We start from the raw sequence: 21860 nt of genomic DNA on the forward strand, positions 1-21860 counted from the left end.
CGGCGCGGCGTTCGTCCGCGATGCAGCATCACGCGCTGCGCGCACGCGTGATCGAACAACCGCGCCACGGCGGCGCGGCCCTCGCGCGCGCGTTCCGGTTCCAGTTCTAGTTCTAGTTCTAGTTGAGCGAATGGAGATACGCCGCGGCCGCACGTGCGTCGCTGGCGTTCAGGCGGTACGACGGCATCGGCGGACTGGCGGTGCCGCCGCTCGGCGTGCGGCCCGTTTCCAGGAACGTCGCGAGCTGCGCCTCGGTGTAGCCGTCCGGCAACCCGGCGATCTTCACCGAACGATCCGCCCAGCCGGGAACGGGGTGCAGCGGCGACATCGGCAGTGGCCCGCCGTGCAGCTCCTCGCCCGCGATCGGCTTGCCGTCCGGACCCTTCGGCGAGTGACAATCGGCGCACATGCCGACGCGCTCCACGATGTATTTCCCATGAGCGAGAAGCTGTATCTGCTTGTCGGCGGGCGGCGCCGCGAAGGCAACCGCGGGCGCGAGCGCCGCTACCGCCGACACTGCCGCCACCGTCGCGAGCAGGGGCCTCGTCGCGCGCGCGGCGAAGCTTTCCCGTCGACTGGACTTCGAAGGCGATACACCACCTGACGCGTTCTTTTTGACACCTTCTAACATGGCTTACCAGCTCCAGGGATACGAGTGCTTGTGGGGAAGGCCGTCGGGCCGTAGACCGCGACGCCTGAGTCGAGGACACGGCGCGTTTCCCGGCCATTGCGGCGGACGACTCCGTGCGTGAAGTCGTCCACCAAGCACAACAATCCGTTGCCTGGTTTATTCCATGATTGCGTACGGCGATTGCTGCGCGAGCCCCGCCATGCGCGACGTCATTCGGGCACGCGCCGATGCAATGGCGAGCATTGCATCGCGTGGTGCGAAAGTCGTCCGTCTACGAGACGCACGACGCGTCTTGCGGCGCACGCGCGGTGCCCGCGCGCCGTATCGAGCCGGACAGGATGGTGTCGGCGATCGACTCCGCCGTCGCCGCAGACAGCGTCCATCCGAGGTGCCCGTGACCCGTGTTGTAGTACACGCCCGCGCGCCTGCCCTCGCCGACGCGCGGCAGCATGCCCGGCATCATCGGGCGCAGGCCCGCCCACGGAATGACGCGTGCAGTCGATACCGCCGGGAAGAGCTTGCGCGTCCACTCGACGAGCGGCGCGATGCGATCCGCGCGGATGTCGCGATTGAAGCCGTTGATTTCCGCCGTGCCCGCGACGCGGAACCGGTCCTCGCCGAGCCGGCTCGTCACGATCTTCGCGTTGTCGTCGAGCAGGCTCACCCACGGCGCCGCCTGGCGGCTCGCTTCGTCGTCGAGGCACACCGTGATCGAATAGCCCTTTACCGGGTACACGTTCACGTGGTCGCCGAGCATGCGCGCGAACTCGCGGCTCCTCGCGCCCGCGCACACCACGAGGCGGTCGAACACGTCGGCGCGCGTTTCGTTCGCACTGCGCGCGGCGATGCTGAAGCGCGCATCGGCTTCCTGACGGATGGAAGCGATCTCGGTGTCGTAGCGAAACTCGACGCCATGCCGCACGCAGGCAAGCGCCAGGCCACGCGTGAACTTGTGGATGTCGCCGGTGCAATCCGATGGCGTGAAGAAGCCGCCATGAAACTCGCCCTGAAGCGCAGGCTCGATGCGGCCGATCTCGCCCGCGCCGACCGCATGCCGGTCCAGTCCGCCTTCCCGCAGCAGTTCGTTCACCTTCGCGGCGGCGTCGTAGTCCTTGCGGTGCCGGTAGATGTGCAGGATGCCGCGGCGTTCCAGATCGAAGTCGATGCCTTCCCGCTCTGCGATCGAGAACAGATGCTCGCGCGCCGCGAGCGCGAGCCGCACGGTTTCGACGGTGTTCGCGCGGTAGTTCGGGATCTGGCGCAGGAACTCGCCCATCCACGAGTACTTGTGCCACGACGGCGACGGATTGAGCAGCAGCGGCGCGTCGCGCGTGAGCATCCAGCGCAGGCCCTTGAGCACCGTGGCGGTGCGGTTCCAGACTTCCGCGTTGCTGACCGACAGCTGGCCGCCGTTGGCGAACGACGTCTCCATCGCCGCATAGCGATGACGTTCGAAGACGGTGACGTGAAAGCCGCGGCGGGCGAGGGCGTAGGCGGTCGTGACGCCGGTGATGCCGGCGCCGATGATGGCGATTCGTGACATGACATGGTCCAGATTGAGTTGAGCATCGCCGGGTGCTGCTCCGACTTCGTGTCGGTTCCGGCGTCGATGCCCCATCTGTCCATGTACCTGAGAGTTTCGATCCCGCGCGCGGCAACTGCTGGCCGCTGGCGGGAAATCCCCTTCGGTGGGCGCGTAGCGCCGCTCTCCAGATCGTTCCAGCAGCGCGGTCCTTGTGCCTGAGAGTTTCCGGGGCGGTTGCTCCGTCGGCGTCGTCATGCTGGCATGACGATCTCTCCCGCGCTGCGTTTGAGAACGCGTTCACGATAGCGTCAGCGAATTTTGGCCGCAAGTGTTTTTTGCGAAGGGCTTCGAATGGGTGCGTCGCCAAAGCGGTCTTGCGCGCATTTGCTTGCGTTGAATCTGCTGTTCCCTGGCTCAAAATGATTCTGACCGCCCGGAATCTCCAATAAGATTCCTGCGTGCAGCAATCCGTTTCGCACGTGCCCGAGGTAACGGGCGTGCGTTCCCATCCACCCGTACAGCCCGCGCGATGCAGATCCAGGACACCGACCTCAAGCTCTTGCGCATCTTCGAGACGATCGTGCGTTGCGGAGGGTTCGCCGCCGCGCAGCCGGTGCTGAACATCGGCGCATCGAGCATCAGCGAGTACATGTCCCAGCTGGAGACGAGGCTCGGGCTGCGCCTGTGCGAGCGCGGCCGCGCGGGGTTCCGGCTCACGGAAGACGGCGCGCAACTGCATGCGGCGGCTCAGCGCCTGCTGAGCGCGGTCGATACGTTTCATATGGAAGCGGGCGCGCTGCGCCATCAGCTGTCGGGCGTGCTGCGCTTCGGCATGATCGAGGCCACGCTCACCGACCGGCATTCGCCGCTGCCGCTCGCCATCCGCACCTTCGGCAAGGTCGCGCCCGACGTGCGTCTGCAGGTGCAGATAGAAACGCCCGGCAGCATGGAGCAGAACGTGCTCGACGCTCGCCTGCATCTCGCGGTCGGTCCGTTTCCCTCGCGTATTCCCGGCCTCGACTATGCGCCGCTCTATCGCGAGGAGCAGGGGCTCTATTGCGCGTCCACGCATCCGCTGTTCGCCAGGGCCGGCGGCCGCGTGCCGGCCGCGACGCTCGCGAAGCAACGGCTCGCGTCGCGCGCGTATCTCGCCGCGGAGGAGCTGAAGCTGCTGCAGATGCCGCAGGCGGCGGCCTCCGTCGATAACGTCGAAGGCCGCGCGATGCTGATTCTCTCGGGCAACTACATCGGCTTCCTGCCGCCGCACTATGCGCAACCGTGGGTCGGAGAGGGGCTGCTTGCGCGCATCGATCCCGCGCACTACGCGACGCATCTCGACTTTCATATCATCACGCGCAAAAGCGGCGAATCGTCGCGCGTCGTGCAGTCGTTCTGCGAGCATCTGGGGGCCGCGGCGAAAGAAGTGAAAAAGGGCTCGGCGGCCGGCGGCAAATGACGCCTCGTTCGCTGCGCAGCACGCTTCGGCGCGGCGCGGGGGCAGGGCGCGCCTGAGCTTGCGCCGCGCATCGCATCGCATCGCGCAGCCGATCGTGTCGAGCAGCGATTGCGCCGCACTTGCGCCCCATAGGCACCGCGGTGAATCCGAACCGAGTCTACGCAAACGGACGAACCGGAAAAATGCCGACTTGAAGAAACATACTTCGGCGTTTGCCGACGCAAGCGCACCGGGCTTTCGCGCTTGCGTTCACGCGTCCGAGGACAGCCGGGCGTGCTCCTGCGCCGCTTCGCCGGCAATCCAGTCGCGAAAGAGCTGCATCGCCGGGGACAGGGGCCGCGACTTCAGCCAGATGAGCCAGTACCCGCCCGTCTCGACCTTGATGTCGAAAGGCTGCGCGAGCAAGCCCGTCTGCAGTTCGCGCGCGAACATGCGCGGCGGCGCGAGGGCGATTCCCGCGCCCTGCATGGCGGCTTCCACCATCAGCCGCGACGAATCGAAGACCGGACCGCTCAGCGGCCACGGGTCGAGCCCGGCGGCGGCGAACCACCTGAGCCACTCGTCCGCGCGATAGGAGCGCAGGAGCGTCTCGCGCACCAGATCGGCGGGCGTGGCGAGGCGTTCCGCGATATCCGGCGCGCACAACACGGCGAGCGGCGCATCGAGCAGGAACGTGCTGCGGGTGCCGGGCCACGTGCCGTCGCCGAAGCGCACGGCAAACTCCAGCCCTTCTGCGGCGAGGTCCACCATGTTGTTGTGCGTGAGCAGCCGCAGTTCCACGAACGGATGCGTCTGCCGGAAGCGCTTGAGACGCGGCATTAGCCAGCCTATTGCGAACGTGCCCACGACACCGATTGTGAGCACCTCGTGGAAGTGCCCGCCCTCGAACTGCTTGAGGACCGTTTCGATGCGGTTGAACGCGTCGCTCAGCACGGGCAGCAGGGCGCGGCCCTCGTCGGTGATGCCGAGGCCGCGCGGCAGGCGCTTGAACAGCACGCATCCGAGGCGGTCTTCGAGCATCCGCACCTGCTGGCTGACCGCGGCCTGCGTGACGTTCAGCTCATGGGCCGCGCGCGTGAAGCTCAGGTGCCGCGCCGACGATTCAAACGCTCGCAGCGCATTCAGCGGTAGATGAGGACGCATCGTGAGCCATAAGTTTTTCTTGTGCCGGGCGACAATTATCCTCGTTTGCGGACTGGGCGCAAAGGGCCGATAGTCCTGTCTCGCCGGCCTCATCCCTCATCGAATTCACTCAAACGAGACAACCGTCCATGACTCACTCTCCTCATCGCCGCACGCTGCTGATTGCCGGCGCCGCCTTGCCGCTGATGCTTGCGCTCGATGCGCTCGATGCGCTCGATGCGCTCGGTGCATCAGGCGCCCCGTCCCCGAATTCCGTCGACGCGCGCTTCGCCGACCTCGAGCGCGCGTCGGGCGGCCGCCTGGGGGTATGCGCGATCGATACCGCGAACGGCGCGCAGATCAGCTATCGCAGCGACGAGCGCTTTCCCTTCTGCAGCACGTTCAAGCTGATGCTCGCGGCGGCGGCGCTCGCGCACGGCACGCTGGTCGCCGGGTTCATGCAGCAGCGCGTGCGCTACGCGCGGCGCGACCTCGTCACGTATTCGCCGGTCAGCTCGCGGCACGTCGAGAGCGGCATGACGGTGGAAGAACTGTGCGCCGCCGCGATCCAGTACAGCGACAACACGTCCGCGAACCTGCTGATGAACATGCTCGGCGGCCCCGCCGCGGTGACCGCGTTCGCGCGCTCGATCGGCGACGCCGAATTCCGCCTCGACCGCCGGGAGACGGAACTGAACACGGCGATTCCCGGCGATGCGCGCGACACGTCCACGCCTGCCGCGATGGCGCAGAGCGTGCGCGCGCTCTGCGTGGGCGACGCGCTGCCGGCGCCGCAGCGCGCGCAGCTCCAGGACTGGCTGCGCGGCAACACCACGGGCGCGAAGCGCATCCGCGCCGGGGTGCCGCCCGGCTGGCAGGTCGGCGACAAGACGGGCACCGGCGAGCGCGGCACGGCCAACGACGTCGGTGTGCTGTGGCTTGCTGCGCGCAAGCCGGTGGTGCTCGCGGTGTATCACACGCAGCAGGTGGTGCACGCGCAGCCGAACGACGCAATCATCGCGGCCGCGACCCGCGTCGTCATGCGTGCATTCGGCTGACGCAGCGCGGCGCTTTCGCAAAGGGCACCGGTTGTCCCCATGCGTCAGGATTCTGGCAGCACCCGACGGATCGCCGCTTTCATCGCAAATCCGGGCTTCGTTGGTTTAGCATAAGCCGCAGGCAATCCGAAGCAGGTCCCGCCAACGAGCACGGAGCAAGGGCGATGCAATTACGGTGCAGCAATTTGTTCGAGCAGTCCGCCTATGTCGGCGGAACATGGGTGGAAGCGGCGTCGGAGGCATGCGACACGATCGTGAATCCCGCCGACGAAAAGCCGGTCGGCTGCGTGCCGCGGCTGAACGAGGGACAGGTCGTCGAGGCGATCGATCATGCCGCAACGGCCCTGCGCGACTGGCGCGAGTGGAGCGGCCGCGAACGCGCCTGCGTGATGCGGGAGTGGGCGCAACTCGTCAATACGCACCGCGAGGATCTGTCCGTCATTCTCAGCGCCGAGCAGGGCAAGCCGATCCACGAGGCGCGCGCCGAGATTGCCCAGGCGGCGAACTATCTCGAGTGGTTTTCCGAAGAGGCGCGGCGTGCCTACGGCGACAATATCCCCGCGCCCCGGCGCAGCCAGCGGATTCACGTCATCAGGCAGCCCATCGGCGTGTGCGCGGCGATCACGTCATGGACGTTTCCTTCGTCGATGGTCGCGCGCAGGATCGGCGCGGCGCTCGCCGCCGGCTGCACGGTCGTGCTGAAGCCGTCCTCGAAGACGCCGTTTTCGGCGCTCGCGCTGTGCGTGCTCGCGGAGAACGCGGGCTTGCCGCGCGGCGTGTTGTCGGTGCTCACGGGCGACGACGAAACGATCACCCGAACGATGCTCGACAGCCCCATCGTGAAGAAGGTGTCGTTCACGGGCGCGATCGACGCCGGCAAGAAGCTGATGGCGCAGTGTGCGGGAACCGTGAAGAAGGTGTCGCTCGAGCTCGGGGCGAATTCGCCATTCATCGTCTTCGACGACGCCGATCTCGATCTCGCGGTGAAAGGCGCGCTCGCGGCGCGTTTCCGGCACACCGGCCAGGCCGCGATGTGCGCCAACCGTTTCTTCGTTCACGAGAAGCGATACGGCGAGTTCGTGCGCGGGCTCGTCGAGAAGGTCAGAGCGCTGAAGACGGGCAACGGCATGCTCGACGACACGCAGGTGGGCCCGCTCATCGACGGCGCCGCGGTGGCCCGCATCGAATCGCTCGTCGCGCAGGCGGTGGAGGCCGGCGCGCAAGTGGCGATCGGCGGCAAGCGCCATTCGGCCGGACCGAACTTCTTTCAGCCGACCGTGCTGACGCATGTCGACCCCGGCATGGCGATCTGCGGCGACGAGATCCTCGGCCCGGTCGCGAGCGTGCTGCGGTTCAGGGACGAGGACGAGGCGCTCGCCCTCGCCAACCAGACCCGCACGGGACTTGCCGCCTACTTCTACACCGCCGACCTGAACCGCTCGTTTCGCGTGATGGAGGCGCTGGAGTGCGGCGTGGTGGGCGTGAATGAGAGCCTGGTGTTCAACGAGGTTGCGCCGTTCGGCGGCATCAAGGAATCGGGCATCGGCAAGGAAGGCTCGCACTATGGCGTGGAGGAATACCTGGAAACGAAGTACGTGTGCTTCGGCAACATGAACTGATGCGTGGCGCCGCATGCGCCGTGCGGCCGCTTGCTCGTGTTGCCGGTTCGCCTCGCTTATTCGTCTGCGGGTTCGGCCCGCTCGCGGCCCATTCGCGCTTTTCCCGCCCCTTCGGGGCAGGCCTGCAGCGCAAGCGACGCGACGGCGAACATGAGCCCGACCCCGCAGACACCGGGCCAGCGCCACAGGCTCCAGGCGTAGTTGCCGACAGCGGAGCCGAGCGCGCCGCCCCCGAAACGGATGGTCATGTAGAGCGTGTTGGTGCGGCTCATCGCGCCGGCCCGCACGCTCATGTTGCGGGCGAGGTTGGAGACGTGTCCGGTCTGCATGCCGAGATCGAGCAGGATCACGCCGACGACGAGCCCCGCGATCGTCGATCCGGCGAACGCGAACACCGTATAGGCCGCCACGAAGACGAGACTGCTCACGAGCACGACGAGGCGAGGGTTGCCCGCATCGGTCCACTTGCCCGCCATCGTCGACGCGCCGGCGCCGACCACGCCCACGAGCCCGAACATGCCCGCCACTTCCGAGCCGTAGTGCGCGTCGAAGCTGTGCAGATGAAACGCGAGCGTGGTCCAGAAAGCGCTGAACGCCGCGAACTGGAGCGCGGCGATGCCCGAGGTCTGCCGCACGAGCGGCTCGTCGCGCAGCAAGGTCCAGAGCGAGCGCATCAGCGCGCGGTACGAGCCGTCGAACGTGGGCTCGGCGACGGGCAGCGCGCGCCACAGCATCGCGGCGACCAGGATCATCGCGGCTGCCGCGATCCAGTAGACGGAGCGCCAGCCGAAATGCGCGGCGACCGTGCCTGAAACCGTGCGCGAGACCAGGATGCCGCACAGCAGGCCGAACATCACGATGCCGACCGCCTTGCCGCGCCGGTTGGGCCCCGCGAGGTGCGCGGCGAAGGGTGTGAGAAGCTGCGGCGCGACGCTCACGAGACCCGTCACGAAGCTCGCCGCGATGAGCCACGGCAGCGAGAGCGAAAGGGCCGTGGCGCCAAGCGATACGGCGGCGATGCCGAGCAGCGTGCCGATCAGCGCGCGGCGCTCGAGCTTGTCGCCGAGCGGAACGAAAAGCAGCAGGCCAAGCGCGTAGCCGAGCTGCGCCGCCACCGACACGGCGCCGGTTTGCCGCTCCGTCGCGTGAAAGGTCCGGGCGAAGTCGACCAGCAAAGGCTGGTTGTAGTAGTTGTTCGCAACGACGAGGCCGGCCGCGAGCGCCATGATCCAGTAGATCGACCGGTTCATGGCTCAGAGCCCCTGGGCGATGTCGTCGAGCGTCGGGCTCGCGCTCGCCATCAGCGCGTCTGAAAGCAGCGAGACGAGCGGCTGCACGGCATGCTGCATCGCCGCGGCCTCGGCGATCACCGCGACTTCGGTGGCGGGCAGCGCGGGCCATTGCTCCGACGCCGGCAGGATCTTCATGCTGTTCTGCACGAACGACTTGCCGAGCACGGTGACGCCGAGCCCGCCCGCCACCGCGGCCTGCACGCCGATCAGGTTGCTCGCGGTGCAGGCCGTGACCCACTCGCGGCGAATCGAATCGAGCGCTTCGGTCATGACTTCGCGATAGCCGCAAGGCGGACGCATCATCACGAGACGCGCGGGGCGGCGGCTGTCGTTGCGGTAGTTCGACGCCGCGATCCATACGAGCGGTTCGCGCCATATCACGCGGCCGCGTTGAGCCGACCCTGCCTTCTTTCGCTTCGCGATGACGATGTCTAGAAGCCCTGCTTCGTGGCTGTCGAGAAGCTCCTCGCTCGATCCGGTCATCAGTTCGAGTTGCACGTCCGGATAGGCATGGCTGAAGCGCGAGAGCAACTGAGGCAGCTGAGTGTGTACGAGATTCTCGGAGATGCCGAGCCGCAGGGTCGTCACTTGCGGCGGGTCACGCAGTTCGTGCATGAATGCCTCGTACTGCGAGAGCAGGCGCCGGCCGGACGAAAGCAGCCGCTCGCCATCCGCCGTCAGGGTCAGTGAACGGCTCGTGCGCTCGAATACGCGCAGTTGCAGCGTGTCTTCGAGACGCAGGATCTTCTGACTGACAGCCGATTGCGAGCGCCCGATCACGTCCGCCGCGGCCGTGAAGCTGCCGGTCTCGGCCACCGCGACGAAGGCGCGCAGCAAATCCAGATCCAGGTCCGACGCGCTCATGTTCAATTAGATTGACGACTAGGTGTCAGCAATATTATTCGTTTGTCTTCTGGCTGACAAGTTCCAATAATGGACTGACCGGACAGGATCTCAATGGATGAGTGTGGGCTGGAGCCGGTGTGACATCGGATAATTGCGCATCGTCGATGCGCAGGGAGCTTGAAACATGGCAAGGCGCAGTTCAGTAGAAATCGTCGAAAACTTCTGGCGCGAGGTGTGGCAGGCGCGCAACCCGGATGCAGCGGACCGTCTGGTCGCGGAGGATTTCGGAATCACATCGGGCGGGGTCGAGATCAGCTCGCGCGCGGAGTTCAAGAAATGGGTGGCGGCGTTTCTGTCGAGCATCGACGATTTCAGGTTCGACGTAATCGAGACTTTCCAGAACGAGACGGGCGACCGTGTGGTGTCGCGCTGGCGTGTCACCGGCAGGAACAACGGATTCATGGGCTTCGAGCCGTGCCATACGCCGATCGAGATGTTCGGCACGGCTGTGCTGCACGTGCGTGAAGACGGCTTGTTGCAGCACAACTGGGTCGAGCGCAACGCGCTGGAAGTTCAACGCGCGTTGACGGAGAAGATGAGCACCGTTTGACGGAGGACGGTGGGTGCCGTGTCTTTCGGCAAGCAGGCAGACGAGCGGGCAGGCCGAAAGGGGGCGGGTTCCCTGCGGCCCGCTCACACCACGAGCCGGTTCGCCACCCTGGACGACGCCTTGTCCGCGTGTTCCTGCACGTGACGGCCATTTCTCAGCACCCGGCCAAGGATGCTGAGCAGGAAGCCCGTTTCCTCTGAGGTCATGCCGGCGAGCAGGTCGTCCTGGACGCGCGCAAAGATTGCCGGAATTCTTTCAGCGATGCCCGTACCCACTGCGGTCAGTGCGAGCTTGACGACGCGGCGGTCTTCCTTGCTGCGCACGCGCACCACCAGACCACGCTTTTCCATGCGGTCGACGATCCGCGTCACCGCGCTCGCGTCGATGCCGTATTCACGCGCGAGGTCGACCGCGACGAGTTCGCAGTCGCGCGCCAGCATGGAGATGATGCTGGCTTCCGTGCCGCTTACGTCGAGTTCATCGCGCGTGCGCTGATTGATCAGATTCCACGTGTTGGTGCGGGCGTGGTTCAGCAGATGGCCGAGATTTTCGGCGATCATCGTGTCGCCGTTTTCGCGCGGCGGCTCGTTCTTGTCTCTCATCGATAGTGAACGCTGGCAATTTCAGGGAAGCGGGGCGGCACAGACCGTTCCCGCTATAGGGATACAACAGCTGAAATCGCGATTTATTCCGCGTCGCCAGGCAATCGGGCGAACGCTCGCGGACGTCCGTGCACCTTCCCCGACGGTCAAGCTGCTTTCAGCGCGTGATCACCGCGACCACCTTGCGAATGAGCGGCGCCGCGCTCAGCACCACGGGGAGCATGATGGTCCACGAGTACAGATAGGCACGCAGCCAGTGCGTCGCGAACGTGCCGTCCGCGTAGAAGGGCGTGCTTGCGACGGCGGCCGCAATCGCGCAGGTGATCCCCGACTGGATGACACTGAAGACGAAGTGGCCGAATCGTTTCGGTATCTTCCACATGGTGCTGTTCCGGGTGTCGCGCGATGTCTTAGTGGGCGGCCGCAAAGACGGTGCTCACGCCATCGGGCACGAGATGCTGCACATCGACGGCCTTCCCGGAACGGCCCTTCGCGATCCGTGCGGCAGAAGGGCCCGTGAGCAATTCGACATCACGTTGCACCCTGGCAAGCGCAGGCGAGATCGTCGCGCGCAGATGCTCGATCAGCGTGCGGGTCTTCGCATCGAGATATCGGCGCGACACGTAGACGGCATACACGTTGAAAGGCCGCAGCCGCAGTTCTGGCAAGACCCGCACGAGCGTTCCATTGCGCAGATCGTCGATGGCGCTGTAGGCGGCGAGCATGCCGATGCCCGCGCCGGCGCGCAGCGCATGGCGCATCGCGTCGGGGGAATTGGTCTGGAACGGATACGCTGTCACGGGAACGACGAACGCGCCGGTGGCGCTTTCCAGATGCCATTCGTCGGACGGAGAGACCGGGCTCTCGAGGCGCAGCAGCGAATGGGCGGCGAGATCGGCCGGGTCCTTCGGAATGCCATGCTGTTTCAGGTACGCAGGCGATGCGGCGAGCACCGCGTGATTCGACCCGAGCGTCTGCGTGATATAGCCGGAATCGGGCAATTGCGACGCGCCGAGCAACGAAATGTCGAAACCGCCCTCGACCAGATTCGGCATGCTGTGCTCGATCACGAGTTCGACCGACACGTCCGGGTGAGCGGCCTGGTATGCGACCAGAGCATCCGTCACGAGGCTTTGCGCGAGTCCGGGAGAAGAGTGCACGCGCAGGTGCCCCTCGGCGTGCGCGGTGACATTGCGTGCTTCCGCCTTCGCGTTGTCCAGATCAGCGAGGATCGACTTGGCGCGCTCGTAATACTTCGCGCCTGCGTCGGTGACGGACAGGTGCCGCGTCGAGCGCCGGATGAGGACGGCCTGAAGCTCATTTTCGAGCATCGAAACCGCACGCGACACCTGCGCCGTCGTCAAGTCGCTCTCCTTTGCAACGGCCGTGAACGTACCGGCCTCCACGACGCGCACGAATGCCCGCATGTTATGAATCATGTCAACCATAGTCGATTCCCCTGCATGTTCCGCCTGCGACGGAATACGCCGTATTCTCCCAGTGTTTGACACGTGTGTCAAACACTGGGCGTCCGTGGTGTTCGGTGCGGCTGGCCGGGTCCCGGTTCTAGGGTCGCGGTCGAGGCTGTCTACTCCAGATCGCCGACACGAATTTCGAATTGAGCAGCCATCGCGGCCAGCACGCGGCGGCTCACCTTTCCCACGCCGTTGCGGGGAATCATGTCGACGACAGCGAGCACTTCGGGCACCTTGTAGTCAGCGAGCTGATGGGCGGCGTGACCGAGGATGTCGTTGGTATCGCAGGGTCGTGACGGATCGACGAGTTCGATGAAGCCCACGACACGCTGGCCCAGGAACGGGTCGGTCACGCCCGCGACGGCGGCATCGGCCACGGCAGGATGCGTCATCAGCACGCGGGCGATCTCGACCGGCGAAAGGCGCTGGCCGGCCCGCACGATCACGTCCGACCTGCGTATTTCGTAAGACCATTCCCCGTCCTCGGTCTGCCGCATCATGTCGCCGGTGTGGTACCAGCCGTCACGCTTCGGATCGTCGACGACACCCGGGCTCTTCCAGTAGCCCTTGAACAGGTTCTCGCCACGAACGACCAGCTCGCCGGCATCGCCCTCGGGCGTCGGCGCGCCATGTTCGTCGACGAGTTTCGCGAGACCCGGCACGGCGCGCACGGACCGGTTATTCGTGCCGAGATAGAGACAGCCGATCGCCTCGCTCATTGCGACGAGGTTGTGCAGCGGCGTGCCGAACACGCGCTCGAAGTCGTCGAACAACTCGGGCGCCGCCGAATCGCCGAAGACCATGCACGAAGACAGGCAATCGACCTTGCGGGGCGCCTCGCGCTGTGCCCTGATCAACTTCGCAATCTCGAGCGGCGGCGCCGCCACCCGGGTGCAGCGATGGCGCTCGATCGCATCGAGCACCGGGCCGGGCTCGAACTGGCTGCACTCCGCCAAGATGCACGGCACGCCGAGCGACATGCACATGACAAGCGCATACGCGCCGAGCGGCCGATAAAGCGGCGCATGACACACGGCCTTCACATTGCGGTTCCATCCGAAGGCAATCGCGAGTTCGACCGTATGCAGCAGGGTCTTTTGCGTATGCGTGACGAGCTTCGGATCGCCGGTGGCGCCGGATGTCGCGATCAGGATGGCGTGGGCGTCGGGATCGTGCGTGAAGGAGAAGACGTCCGGATCGTCGTTCGCGAGCAGCGTCTGCCATGTCCCGGAGCGGCCGTCCTTGTGCGCGGCTTCCACCGTGAAGCGCCTGCCGGCAGGCAGAAAGGACGGAATGCTGTCTTCGAGCAGCCGGTCGAGTTCCGGTGCGGCCAGGTACAAAGAGGGCTGCAGAACGTCGAGCAACCGTTTCATTTCCGCGATCTTGAAGGCGGGATCGAGCGGCACGACGATCGCGCCGATCGCCAGGCCCGCATAGCAGGCGAGCAGCGCCGGGACGCAATTGCCGAGTTGCAGGACGATTCGATCGCCCGGCCGGATGCCCTGAGCGAGCATGCCCGCGCTCAGACGCCGCACGTCGGATGCGAAACGGCCGAAAGTCCAGGTGTGCTCGCCCTGGACGGCGGCCAGAACCTCCGGGTGCGCCATGGCATTGGCGAGCATGCATTCGACGAGGCTCGGGTTGCCCCTGGACGTGATGGGCTGATGGGAAGAGGGTAAATCGATCATGGCTTGGCATCCCTTGCGGGCGCCTGCACGGGAGCTAAAGAAAGCCAGCGCGGGGGAGTGCGCTTGGAGACCGGGCGACGAGCGGAGGCATCGCCCGGTCGATTATGCGGACTTTGTCAAACGTATGCAGAAACCACACGCCCGCGGCAGGACGAGACCTGGCGCATTCGAGGTGCCGGTTCCGGTATCACCCGATATTCGGGCAATGAGCGCTGTTGCCGCGCCTGCTGCATCGGCTAGTTACACCCGGCCATCGACTCTTGGCGCTGCCGATGTGCGCCCCGGGCGGGGCGCCCCGGTTCTCTCAGCCAGCAACAGGCGAATCGCGGCAAGTGAGTCCTCGCCGACGGCGGTCGGTGCGAAACCGGCCGACGCTGCAAAGGGGGGCGGCGTGACACCCAGCCGCCGGCAGACTCTGGAGAGATATGGCTTGGAGGCACCGGTGCAGGCGCATGCCGCCGCCGTCAGTTCCGCGTCGCCGACCTGCCGCCGCAACCAGGCGAGCGTGGCCCGATCACGTTCGTTGTACACACGTACCAGGTGTTCCATTCCGGACCTCCATACTGTGCATAAAAACAGTACTGTGAATATATACAGTAATTAAGGCGATTCAAGACACGCCGTGTGTAGCGTCGACGCGAGTCTGAATGTGTAGAGAGAGGACATCCGGTCGCGAACTCACGGTTCGTCTGGATTTTTGGCGCGTGTTGCACCGAGGCGACGAGCCCACGCGGGATTGCGCGCTATGATCGAGCACCTCATTCGCGAGCGAGGCGCGCGTGTCGACGGACACCAACCAGCTGGAAACATGGGCACTGCAGCGTGTGATCACTTCCGCCATCGCACTCGCCGACAGCGGCCGTTACCACGACTTCACCGACATCGATTACGCACTCCGTTTCGAGCACGGCTGGATCGAGGCGCGCGCATTGATCGACGACGGGAAGATGCGTGCGCTGCTGAATGACCGTTGCGCGTCCGCGCAGGCGTGCGCGACTGCGCAAGTCGCGGCATCGCTTGCGGCCGCGTCAGCTTCCGAGCCGGTGACGGTGGCGAAACCCTCGCTGCTGCGGTTAGCCTTCGGCTTGCGAGCCGTGTGGCGGGCGCCCGCGGTGAAATCGGCCGGCGCGGCTGACCTGGGGTCCGCCGCGGTCTGAGGAGGGGCCGGGCCTCGGCTCTGCGTCGTGATCCGCGATCACGCTACCTGCACTTGATACCCGCCTTGCCGCCTGATTCGAGCGGCTGCGTCGTTCGCGACGCGAGGCGGGAGATATCAAAGGATGCGCCCTTCGACTGGCGAAGCCCCTGGGCGTCGCATCCGGACCGCAGGGCCGGTTTTCGAAACGAGCACTGAGCGTCATTCCGGCCGGGCATTTCAGATACTTGTTCCGTCTGGAAGGGCAAACGGGAACGACGGCTACTTGCCGATGCCCAGAAGCTCGACTTCGAATGTCAGGTCGCTGTTGGGCGGAATCGTGCCCACACCCCGTTCGCCGTAAGCGGTTGCGGCCGGACAGGTGAGCTTGGCTTTCTCGCCGACTTTCATCTTCTGCACCCCCTGCGTCCAGCAGGGGATCACGCGGCCAAGAGGAAACGTGGCCGGACCGCCGTGCTTGTCCGAACTGTCGAACTCGGTGCCATTCGCAAGCGTGCCCCGGTAGTTGACACGCACGACGTCGCTTGCCGTGGGCTGCGGACCCGAGCCCGGCGTGACGTGCTCCACGATGACGCCCGAGGGCAGCTTTTCGGTCGCCGGCGAGGCTGCGAATGCGCTCGACGCGGTGGCTAAGGCAACGAGCAAAGCGGTAACGGATTTCACTCATATCTCCTTGTCGTAAGGTGGGCCATTATATCGGCTGGCAGAAACCAATGAAGGAGGCTTTTGTGGATGATCGTTTTGACAGACGCGCACTCCTGCTTCATCTTGGAGACGTGCTCGAAGCGGCAAGCCGCGTGACCGGTTTCGGGCGCCCCAATGCATCTATCGCCCAGTTGGCCAGAGATGAAGCGACGCTGCAGCAGTTCGCGTTCCTGCAAAGTTTCACGCCCACGATGACCGCGGCCGAGTTCGCGGGGCAGGTCGCGAGCGCGTTCTGCTCGTGGCCGGCGGCGTTGCTCGAAGAAAGGCTGGACCAGCGCGCGCTGGCCGTGGCGGTTCAGCGCCATCTGTTCGAAGACAACGCGCGTGGCTGGAATACCTATGCAGCCGAGCTTCGCAAGCAGGTGAAATGGTTTGCGGCCGATCTGCCCAAAGTGAAAGGCGAGCGTGCCTCCGCCGAACCGGACGCGAACCGGGAGAAGGCGTTGGCGCAAGCTGCGACGTCCGTCGAATGGGGTGCGTCCGACGAAAAGAGGGGATGGCCCTGGCCTCAGCCAGGATCGACGTCCTGAACGACGGCTTGCGGGCAAAGCCGTCCATATTCATCGCATGCGCGAGACGAATGTTCGTTGCGCCGGGAACTCGACCAGGGTCACGCTCAAGCATGCGGAGTGCTTCGTCGAGTGCCCTTTAGCACTTTAGCGCTTTAGCGGAGTGTGATGCCTTGAATGGTTAAGCCGTAGCTTCGGCGAACCCGTTCACCGGCGAACTGGATTCGCTCGTGCTTGCAACCGCCTTCTTGCTCGCGGCCGCCTTTTTGGCCACCGCTTTCTTTGCGGCCGGGCCGCGACTCTTTTTCGCGGCGACGCCCTTGCTCGCAAGGGGGGGCTTTGCAGTCGATACCTTTCTGGCGGCTGATTTCTTCGACGCTACTTTTTTCGCCCGCGTCTTGACGGCGATGGCACGCTTGGCGGTTGCTTTCGTCTTGACGGCCGCGGACTTCCCTTTTGCGCCTTTGGCCTTGCCTGCATCATCCGCGCTGGCGTTCCCCGCGGGCGCAATCAGGAATTTGCTGCGGTCCTTGGCGTCCTTGATCCATGCCGGCGGCCGCGCGTGCCCGCTCCATGTCGCGCCCGTTACGGGATCGCGATACTTGGGCGGCAGTTTGCCTTTCGCCGAGGCCTTCGATCTGACACCGCTCTTGCGGGTGCCTGAAGACAGCGCGCTTGCCCTGCGGCCGCGGCGCTTGCCGGAAGCAAAATGAGCGTCGATATCGGCAATGGTCAGGCCATGGTCGTCCATCAGCTTACGAATGTCAGCGATGGCGCCTTGCATGCGTTTTGCAATGAGTGCATCGGCTTGCGCCTGAAGTTGCTTCAACTTGCGTTGGATTTGTTCAAGCGTGGCCATTTCGTCCTCCATAAAGGGATTTGTTCGCACTATGCCATCATTTGCGGCATGCGCGAAGCTTTAGCCATTGCAGGCCACTACATTCCGTTGCTTAAAGCTTGCTTGAACCTGAAGACAAGCCTCGACAAAACCGGTTTAAAGCGCGGATAAGAGTTGCATTGATTTCCGGCCCTTCGCATCTGAATGCTTTAACACGGCGAGCCTTGCCTGATCGCAAAGAACTGGAAATGCATTTAGAGAATCGATCCACGCTTCTCGCCGCACGTTTATGCTCTATCGATCTTTATGTCCGGCAACGTACGCGCTTGGCATGTCCCTCGCGCAGTCGTTTTGCTCAAGCAGGTGCGCCGATCTAAAAATGCTGCATGGCAACCTGAATCGCAAAAAACGCCTCTTTGACGGCCTTCGCGTGGCTTTTCGTGAACCGGTTACTTCGAACAACGCCCTTCATTCCGGCATTTCGCAAATGCGGCGACTTCGCCGAGCGCATGGCCTACAATGTAACGATCATCGAAATGCACCCAAGGAGTCTGTCATGGCTGAGTCAATGACGATCGCGCTGCTGGGTCTGGTTGTGCTTGTTCTTGCTGCAATACTGGTGGTCGAGCATTACAGACGCGAACATCGCAGGAATCGGCAACTCCGTTGGCTGGACACGCATCCGATGCGGGACTGGGTGCATCGCAGGCCGTAAGCGGCGCGCGCAAGCGCTCTGCACAATCAACCGGTGTCATTGCGCACATCGAAGCGGCTTAGTGATTGAACCATCGGTATTGCAGCGCGACCGAAAACGTCTGAAAGTTTCCGCCGACTCGCGTCGTGAGTCCGGTCGACCAGGCGAACTTCGCGGACCATTGCGTGGCGAGCGGAACGGATAGCGTGACGCCGTAGCGGACCGTGCGCTGCAGGTCCTGGCCCTCCACGCCATTGACGCTCGTCCTGCCGCCCGTGTAGTAGGTCACGTCCCCGGCGAGCCAGAGCCCGGGCTTCCAGCTATAGCCCGCGTGTCCCTGCAACACGGGCAGCGGGCTCTGGCTGCGCTGCCGGCCGCCGAAGAAGTTGTCGTTGTCGGTGAAGAACCATACGCCCGCGGCGCCTTCGAAAAACCAGTTGCCGAGCGGCTGTGACAACCCAATTTCGGGTTTGAACGACCAGCGGTTCGCGCCCACATTGATGAGCCGGGTCGGCACGTACTGGCCGGTGGGCGCCACTACGCTCAAACTGGCCCCGAGGGTCGTGCCCTGGTCGTACCGGGAGAATTGGTCGGGTGTGAGCGCCGGGCCGCCCAGAAGCATCACGGCAAACCTGAACCGCAGGTCGCCGAGTCCTGCGCGGTGGGCGCTCCCGGGCGTCCCCTCGACGTTCCCCGTCAGGTTGGCTTCCGCAAAAGGCGCCAGCATCGCGAGGCTGGCCGTGTGTCCCGCTATGCCGAAGCTGTGCGAATAGCCTAGCGAATAGACGTTGATCTTCGCTTCGAGATCAGTAATCGGCAGCGACGGGTCGAGCAGCACCTGCCCGCTGGAGCGGGCATAGCCTGCCACGATGAAATTCGTACCGATGGGAACGGCCGAATAGGCACGCGGTTCCATTTCCTGCGCGCCCGCCGATGCGGCCGCGACAAGCAGCATGCCGGCGCCGCAGCGCCGCACGCGCACGATGGCGTGCGCTGCCGGGCCGCGCTTCGGCAAGGAGCGGAGCCGGTCGGCGGGCTTCGGGCCGATCGACGCTGCCGCTATTGCCATGGCCTAGACCCCCGATCGTATGCATCGTGCGGCGGGAGCGCGCCTGCGCCGGCGATCGCGGCGCCTGGCTACCCTCCGTTGGCAAGCTGCTGATTTCGCTGGGTCAGGAACGTGAGCAGACCGTCGATTCCTTGCTGCGCGATCAGATCAGCAAATTGCTGCTTGTACACTTGAACGAGCCACGCGCCGAGTATGTTGATGTCGTAGACGCGCCACCCCTGCGGCGTCTTGTACAGGCGATAGTCGAGTTCCACCGGCGATCCGTTGTTGATGATCGTCGAGCGTACGACGACGTCCGTATCGGCGGGCGATGCGCGGAACGGCTGATAGGTGACCTCCTGATCGCGCACTTGCGCGAGCGCGCCCGAATACGTGCGTATCAGAAGCAGCTTGAATTGCGCGGTGATCTCCTCTCGCTGCTTTGGCGTCGCCGAATTCCAGTACCGGCCCATGACGAGGCGCGTCGTGCGATTGAAATCGATATACGGAAGAATCTTCTCGTTGACGAGCTCGGTGATGCGGACCAGATTGCCGGACTGAATTTCCTTGTCGCCCTTGATCCGGTCGAGCACGTCCTGCGTGACCGTCCTGACCATGCCGTCCGGCGTGCTCATGTCTTGCGACTGACCCGCTGCCCCTTCGACAAAGCCCACCAATAGTGCGAAAACCCAAAGTCTTAACAGATTGCTTAGCATGTCACCTGCCGGAAGAATGGCGGATCAGGGCGTTGCGCATCGACCGCTCGCCGGTTGATCCCGGCCAGACGAGCAGCGCGCGGGATGCCCGGGAGCCCGGCGGTGCTCGGCCGGACACCCGCGCGCTGGTTGCATCCGGCTTCAGTGATGCTCGAAAAGTTTGATCTGGCCGCTCTTCGACAAGTCATGAACCTTGGTCTTGAACAAGGTCTTGGGCGTCTTCTTGCACTCGCCCACGATGACGCCGATCGGCTGCGCGGTATCGACCACCATGGTATCGGTTTCCTTGACTCCGAGCTTGTCGACGCCGGCTGCCCAGTAGACGAGCGTCGGCTGGTATTCCGATGCGACCGCGACGAAATCCTCGCAGGTCATTTTCGATGGCTTCATCGGCGCGGACGTTTGCGCCCAGGCGGGCAGCGCGAGGCTAAGGCCCGCGATGAGGGTGCCGATAAGGGTGCGTCTCATGTTGCTCTCCTTGGGGATGGATGCTGAGCGTGCGTCGACCACCCCGAGGAGTATTGCCACGGCAACCGCAAAGAACAATTGGACCTTGGTCCAATATGCGCGCGGCTTGTGCCGGCCCTCGGAAGATCCGCAATCGTGGAATCGTCATAAGGAATCGAAGCGGTGCGCGCAGCCCCGATTCGCGCATCGCGGGCATCGGCAACGAGCCTGTACGCGACGCAGTACAAGACGGACATGCCGCCCGAGCGGCATTACTCGCGCGATGCCACGAGCGATTGCACGCCGCGAATGCTGCTGCGGTTGTTCCAGTGCAGATCGTCGAGATTTCTGAGCCGCAGGTTCGGCGCACGCTCGAACAGCGCGGCAAGCGACGTTTCGAGTTCGAGCAGCGCGAGCCGGGCGCCGAGGCAATAGTGGATGCCGCCGCCGAACGACAGCAGGCGGCCGTGGTCGTCCCGCTCGATGTCGAGCGTGTCGGGATCATCGAAACGCGCCGGGTCCCGGTTGGCCGCACCGATCGATGCAAAAAGCGCGGTATCGCGGGCAAGCTTCACACCCGCGATTTCCACGTCCTCCGAGACGACCCGGGTCACCATCTGCACCGAGCCGTCATAGCGGATGCATTCTGCGACGGCCTTGGGCATCAGCGACGGATTGTTTTTCAGTTTCTCCAGTTGCGCGGGATTGCGGTGCAGCGAAACAAGCGCGTTGCCGATCATGTTCGACGTGGTCTCGTGGCCGGCCGCGAAGAGCAGGATGACGTTGGACACTATTTCGTCGTTCGTCAGGGGTTCGCTTTCGTCGCTGAGCGTAGCCAGTTTCGAAATCAGGTCGTCGCCCGGGTTCGCGCGGCGCTCGTTCACCATTGCCGAAAAATAGTCCTGAAGGACGCGCGTGGCTTCCTTTGCGGCGTGCAGGCGATCGGCGTCGAGCGGCGCGATATCGAGGGTGCTCGTGAGCGGGCCGGTCGCCCGGCGGAGCATGTCCGCGTTTTCGAGGGGAATGTCGAGGAGACCGCAGATGATCCTGACCGGCAACGGCGCGGCGAAATCGCGGATCAGATCGATGTTCCCGCCGGAAGGGAACGCATCGATCAGACGGTGCGCGGAGTCGACCGAGAGGTCGCGAAGCTTTTCGATCTGCCGCGCGTTGAACGCTTGCGTGAGCGGGTCGCGCAGGCGCGTGTGCGAGGGTGGATTGAGCATCAGGAACGTGCGCGCCATCGCCTGAAACGAGCGCTCGTTCGTTGCGGCCTCGCCGTAGCGGGCGCGAATGCTCTTGTTGAAGTCCTTGCCCAGCCGCCGGTCGAGCAACATGGCTTCCGTTACGGCGTAGCGTCCGGTGAGCATCGTCCGGGGTCCCATCTGCACGAACGGACCGGCCGCGCGGAGTTCCTCATACATCGGATAGGGATTGGCGATAAATGCGGGCGACGAGAGATCGCTGAGTTTCATGCGCTGGCCTCATGTGTCGTGTAGAGGAGATTCATCGGCTACGCTCATGGAAACAGCGGGCAGGCGGCGCTTATTCCGTCTTTCGGTATTCCCGCGATTTGGTATTTCCGCCATCCGGTATTTCGGCATTTTGGCGATGTGGCAGGAATGAATGCCGCCGCTCAGGCGTTACAGGTGAACGACGACCGGCCGACGTTTGCGCATACGCGCCGCGCGGGCCGATCCTTCGTGCGGGCGGTTTGTCAATGGATTCCGGTGTGATTCGCTCCATGCGCGGACCAAAGTCGGCGCGCGAAGACGTTGTCGATTCATGGCTGTTAAAATCGACGCTCTTGTTAACGGGTATCG

General features: G+C 64.6%; 23 protein-coding genes and 2 riboswitches. Of the genes, 7 read left to right on the plus strand and 16 right to left on the minus strand.

Annotated elements, in window-relative coordinates:
* Positions 1-118 precede the first annotated feature (118 nt).
* Positions 119-631: a c-type cytochrome gene (locus tag BG61_RS04115; protein ID WP_129572197.1), complete on the minus strand. Its 513-nt coding sequence runs from the start codon at positions 629-631 to the stop codon at positions 119-121.
* A gap of 271 nt (positions 632-902) precedes the next feature.
* Entirely contained in the window at positions 903-2174 is a 1272-nt protein-coding gene (locus tag BG61_RS04120) for a D-amino acid dehydrogenase (protein WP_051672250.1), read from the minus strand.
* 73 nt (positions 2175-2247) lie between these two features.
* Positions 2248-2346: riboswitch (glycine riboswitch) on the minus strand.
* Between the two features lie 3 nt (positions 2347-2349).
* Positions 2350-2443, minus strand: a riboswitch (glycine riboswitch).
* Between the two features lie 242 nt (positions 2444-2685).
* Here BG61_RS04120 and BG61_RS04125 point away from each other — a divergent pair.
* Positions 2686-3612 carry a LysR family transcriptional regulator gene (locus BG61_RS04125; RefSeq protein ID WP_035935254.1) on the plus strand — a complete coding sequence of 309 codons (927 nt, stop codon included), beginning with the start codon at positions 2686-2688 and terminating at the stop codon, positions 3610-3612.
* Between the two features lie 249 nt (positions 3613-3861).
* Here the strand turns inward: BG61_RS04125 and BG61_RS04130 are convergent, their stop codons facing one another.
* The gene (locus tag BG61_RS04130) at positions 3862-4755 is read right to left on the minus strand and encodes a LysR family transcriptional regulator (protein WP_035935255.1); all 894 of its coding nucleotides are present in this window, start codon (positions 4753-4755) and stop codon (positions 3862-3864) included.
* 128 nt (positions 4756-4883) lie between these two features.
* Here BG61_RS04130 and bla point away from each other — a divergent pair, with 128 nt between their 5' ends.
* The gene (gene bla / locus BG61_RS04135) at positions 4884-5792 is read left to right on the plus strand and encodes a class A beta-lactamase (protein ID WP_035935257.1); all 909 of its coding nucleotides are present in this window, start codon (positions 4884-4886) and stop codon (positions 5790-5792) included.
* Positions 5793-5956: 164 nt separating this feature from the next.
* Positions 5957-7411: an NAD-dependent succinate-semialdehyde dehydrogenase gene (locus tag BG61_RS04140; protein WP_035935259.1), complete on the plus strand. Its 1455-nt coding sequence runs from the start codon at positions 5957-5959 to the stop codon at positions 7409-7411.
* A 56-nt stretch (positions 7412-7467) separates the two neighbouring features.
* On the opposite strand, the gene BG61_RS04145 is transcribed toward BG61_RS04140, so the two are convergent.
* Entirely contained in the window at positions 7468-8661 is a 1194-nt protein-coding gene (locus BG61_RS04145; RefSeq protein WP_035935261.1) for an MFS transporter, read from the minus strand.
* Positions 8662-8664: 3 nt separating this feature from the next.
* Complete coding sequence (locus tag BG61_RS04150; RefSeq protein WP_035935263.1) at positions 8665-9567, minus strand: LysR family transcriptional regulator; 903 nt, start codon at positions 9565-9567, stop codon at positions 8665-8667.
* Positions 9568-9733: 166 nt separating this feature from the next.
* On the opposite strand from BG61_RS04150, the gene BG61_RS04155 reads away from it, so the two are divergent.
* On the plus strand, positions 9734-10159 hold the full coding sequence (locus BG61_RS04155) for an ester cyclase (RefSeq protein ID WP_035935266.1): 426 nt from the start codon (positions 9734-9736) through the stop codon (positions 10157-10159).
* Between the two features lie 83 nt (positions 10160-10242).
* Here the strand turns inward: BG61_RS04155 and BG61_RS04160 are convergent, their stop codons facing one another.
* The 5 genes from BG61_RS04160 to BG61_RS45215 form a co-directional block, all read right to left on the minus strand.
* Positions 10243-10761: a MarR family winged helix-turn-helix transcriptional regulator gene (locus BG61_RS04160; protein WP_051672251.1), complete on the minus strand. Its 519-nt coding sequence runs from the start codon at positions 10759-10761 to the stop codon at positions 10243-10245.
* Positions 10762-10918: 157 nt separating this feature from the next.
* Positions 10919-11143 carry a DUF2798 domain-containing protein gene (locus BG61_RS04165; protein WP_035935268.1) on the minus strand — a complete coding sequence of 75 codons (225 nt, stop codon included), beginning with the start codon at positions 11141-11143 and terminating at the stop codon, positions 10919-10921.
* A 28-nt stretch (positions 11144-11171) separates the two neighbouring features.
* On the minus strand, positions 11172-12209 hold the full coding sequence (locus BG61_RS04170; RefSeq protein ID WP_051672252.1) for a LysR family transcriptional regulator: 1038 nt from the start codon (positions 12207-12209) through the stop codon (positions 11172-11174).
* A 140-nt stretch (positions 12210-12349) separates the two neighbouring features.
* Positions 12350-13924 carry a class I adenylate-forming enzyme family protein gene (locus BG61_RS04175; protein WP_081867971.1) on the minus strand — a complete coding sequence of 525 codons (1575 nt, stop codon included), beginning with the start codon at positions 13922-13924 and terminating at the stop codon, positions 12350-12352.
* Between the two features lie 240 nt (positions 13925-14164).
* Complete coding sequence (locus BG61_RS45215; protein WP_075584112.1) at positions 14165-14473, minus strand: CppA family protein; 309 nt, start codon at positions 14471-14473, stop codon at positions 14165-14167.
* A gap of 230 nt (positions 14474-14703) precedes the next feature.
* Here BG61_RS45215 and BG61_RS04180 point away from each other — a divergent pair, with 230 nt between their 5' ends.
* The gene (locus BG61_RS04180; protein WP_035935278.1) at positions 14704-15081 is read left to right on the plus strand and encodes a hypothetical protein; all 378 of its coding nucleotides are present in this window, start codon (positions 14704-14706) and stop codon (positions 15079-15081) included.
* Positions 15082-15341: 260 nt separating this feature from the next.
* Here the strand turns inward: BG61_RS04180 and BG61_RS04185 are convergent, their stop codons facing one another.
* The gene (locus BG61_RS04185) at positions 15342-15743 is read right to left on the minus strand and encodes an FKBP-type peptidyl-prolyl cis-trans isomerase (protein WP_035935281.1); all 402 of its coding nucleotides are present in this window, start codon (positions 15741-15743) and stop codon (positions 15342-15344) included.
* Between the two features lie 50 nt (positions 15744-15793).
* On the opposite strand from BG61_RS04185, the gene BG61_RS04190 reads away from it, so the two are divergent.
* Complete coding sequence (locus tag BG61_RS04190) at positions 15794-16315, plus strand: hypothetical protein (RefSeq protein WP_232256320.1); 522 nt, start codon at positions 15794-15796, stop codon at positions 16313-16315.
* A gap of 160 nt (positions 16316-16475) precedes the next feature.
* On the opposite strand, the gene BG61_RS04195 is transcribed toward BG61_RS04190, so the two are convergent.
* On the minus strand, positions 16476-17153 hold the full coding sequence (locus tag BG61_RS04195; protein ID WP_035935511.1) for an H-NS histone family protein: 678 nt from the start codon (positions 17151-17153) through the stop codon (positions 16476-16478).
* A 310-nt stretch (positions 17154-17463) separates the two neighbouring features.
* Here BG61_RS04195 and BG61_RS43200 point away from each other — a divergent pair, with 310 nt between their 5' ends.
* Positions 17464-17847 (plus strand): hypothetical protein, encoded by a 384-nt coding sequence (locus BG61_RS43200; protein WP_129572198.1) that lies wholly within the window; start codon positions 17464-17466, stop codon positions 17845-17847.
* 58 nt (positions 17848-17905) lie between these two features.
* Here BG61_RS43200 and BG61_RS04200 read toward each other — a convergent pair whose 3' ends face one another.
* The 4 genes from BG61_RS04200 to BG61_RS04215 form a co-directional block, all read right to left on the minus strand.
* Positions 17906-18895 (minus strand): transporter, encoded by a 990-nt coding sequence (locus tag BG61_RS04200; protein WP_232256321.1) that lies wholly within the window; start codon positions 18893-18895, stop codon positions 17906-17908.
* Between the two features lie 68 nt (positions 18896-18963).
* Entirely contained in the window at positions 18964-19590 is a 627-nt protein-coding gene (locus BG61_RS04205; RefSeq protein ID WP_035935284.1) for an MlaC/ttg2D family ABC transporter substrate-binding protein, read from the minus strand.
* A 141-nt stretch (positions 19591-19731) separates the two neighbouring features.
* Entirely contained in the window at positions 19732-20058 is a 327-nt protein-coding gene (locus BG61_RS04210) for an HdeA/HdeB family chaperone (RefSeq protein ID WP_035935287.1), read from the minus strand.
* Between the two features lie 251 nt (positions 20059-20309).
* Entirely contained in the window at positions 20310-21512 is a 1203-nt protein-coding gene (locus BG61_RS04215; RefSeq protein ID WP_035935289.1) for a cytochrome P450, read from the minus strand.
* Positions 21513-21860 lie beyond the last annotated feature (348 nt).

Origin of the sequence: Caballeronia glathei (assembly GCF_000698595.1) — a bacterium.
Classification (GTDB): Bacteria; Pseudomonadota; Gammaproteobacteria; order Burkholderiales; family Burkholderiaceae; genus Caballeronia; species Caballeronia glathei.

Excerpts from the sequence above, each read along its gene's own strand:
- BG61_RS04200 (WP_232256321.1), bottom strand. The coding sequence starts at position 18,895 with ATGGCAATAGCGGCAGCGTCGATCGGCCCGAAGCCCGCCGACCGGCTC.
- BG61_RS04160 (WP_051672251.1), bottom strand. The coding sequence starts at position 10,761 with ATGAGAGACAAGAACGAGCCGCCGCGCGAAAACGGCGACACGATGATC.
- BG61_RS04215 (WP_035935289.1), bottom strand. The coding sequence starts at position 21,512 with ATGAAACTCAGCGATCTCTCGTCGCCCGCATTTATCGCCAATCCCTAT.
- BG61_RS04125 (WP_035935254.1), top strand. The coding sequence starts at position 2,686 with ATGCAGATCCAGGACACCGACCTCAAGCTCTTGCGCATCTTCGAGACG.
- BG61_RS04130 (WP_035935255.1), bottom strand. The coding sequence starts at position 4,755 with ATGCGTCCTCATCTACCGCTGAATGCGCTGCGAGCGTTTGAATCGTCG.
- BG61_RS04205 (WP_035935284.1), bottom strand. The coding sequence starts at position 19,590 with ATGCTAAGCAATCTGTTAAGACTTTGGGTTTTCGCACTATTGGTGGGC.
- BG61_RS04115 (WP_129572197.1), bottom strand. The coding sequence starts at position 631 with ATGTTAGAAGGTGTCAAAAAGAACGCGTCAGGTGGTGTATCGCCTTCG.
- BG61_RS43200 (WP_129572198.1), top strand. The coding sequence starts at position 17,464 with ATGTCCCTCGCGCAGTCGTTTTGCTCAAGCAGGTGCGCCGATCTAAAA.
- BG61_RS04195 (WP_035935511.1), bottom strand. The coding sequence starts at position 17,153 with ATGGCCACGCTTGAACAAATCCAACGCAAGTTGAAGCAACTTCAGGCG.
- BG61_RS04155 (WP_035935266.1), top strand. The coding sequence starts at position 9,734 with ATGGCAAGGCGCAGTTCAGTAGAAATCGTCGAAAACTTCTGGCGCGAG.
- BG61_RS04175 (WP_081867971.1), bottom strand. The coding sequence starts at position 13,924 with ATGATCGATTTACCCTCTTCCCATCAGCCCATCACGTCCAGGGGCAAC.
- BG61_RS04165 (WP_035935268.1), bottom strand. The coding sequence starts at position 11,143 with ATGTGGAAGATACCGAAACGATTCGGCCACTTCGTCTTCAGTGTCATC.
- BG61_RS04120 (WP_051672250.1), bottom strand. The coding sequence starts at position 2,174 with ATGTCACGAATCGCCATCATCGGCGCCGGCATCACCGGCGTCACGACC.
- BG61_RS04145 (WP_035935261.1), bottom strand. The coding sequence starts at position 8,661 with ATGAACCGGTCGATCTACTGGATCATGGCGCTCGCGGCCGGCCTCGTC.
- BG61_RS04150 (WP_035935263.1), bottom strand. The coding sequence starts at position 9,567 with ATGAGCGCGTCGGACCTGGATCTGGATTTGCTGCGCGCCTTCGTCGCG.
- bla (WP_035935257.1), top strand. The coding sequence starts at position 4,884 with ATGACTCACTCTCCTCATCGCCGCACGCTGCTGATTGCCGGCGCCGCC.
- BG61_RS04170 (WP_051672252.1), bottom strand. The coding sequence starts at position 12,209 with ATGGTTGACATGATTCATAACATGCGGGCATTCGTGCGCGTCGTGGAG.
- BG61_RS04210 (WP_035935287.1), bottom strand. The coding sequence starts at position 20,058 with ATGAGACGCACCCTTATCGGCACCCTCATCGCGGGCCTTAGCCTCGCG.
- BG61_RS45215 (WP_075584112.1), bottom strand. The coding sequence starts at position 14,473 with ATGGAACACCTGGTACGTGTGTACAACGAACGTGATCGGGCCACGCTC.
- BG61_RS04140 (WP_035935259.1), top strand. The coding sequence starts at position 5,957 with ATGCAATTACGGTGCAGCAATTTGTTCGAGCAGTCCGCCTATGTCGGC.
- BG61_RS04190 (WP_232256320.1), top strand. The coding sequence starts at position 15,794 with ATGAAGGAGGCTTTTGTGGATGATCGTTTTGACAGACGCGCACTCCTG.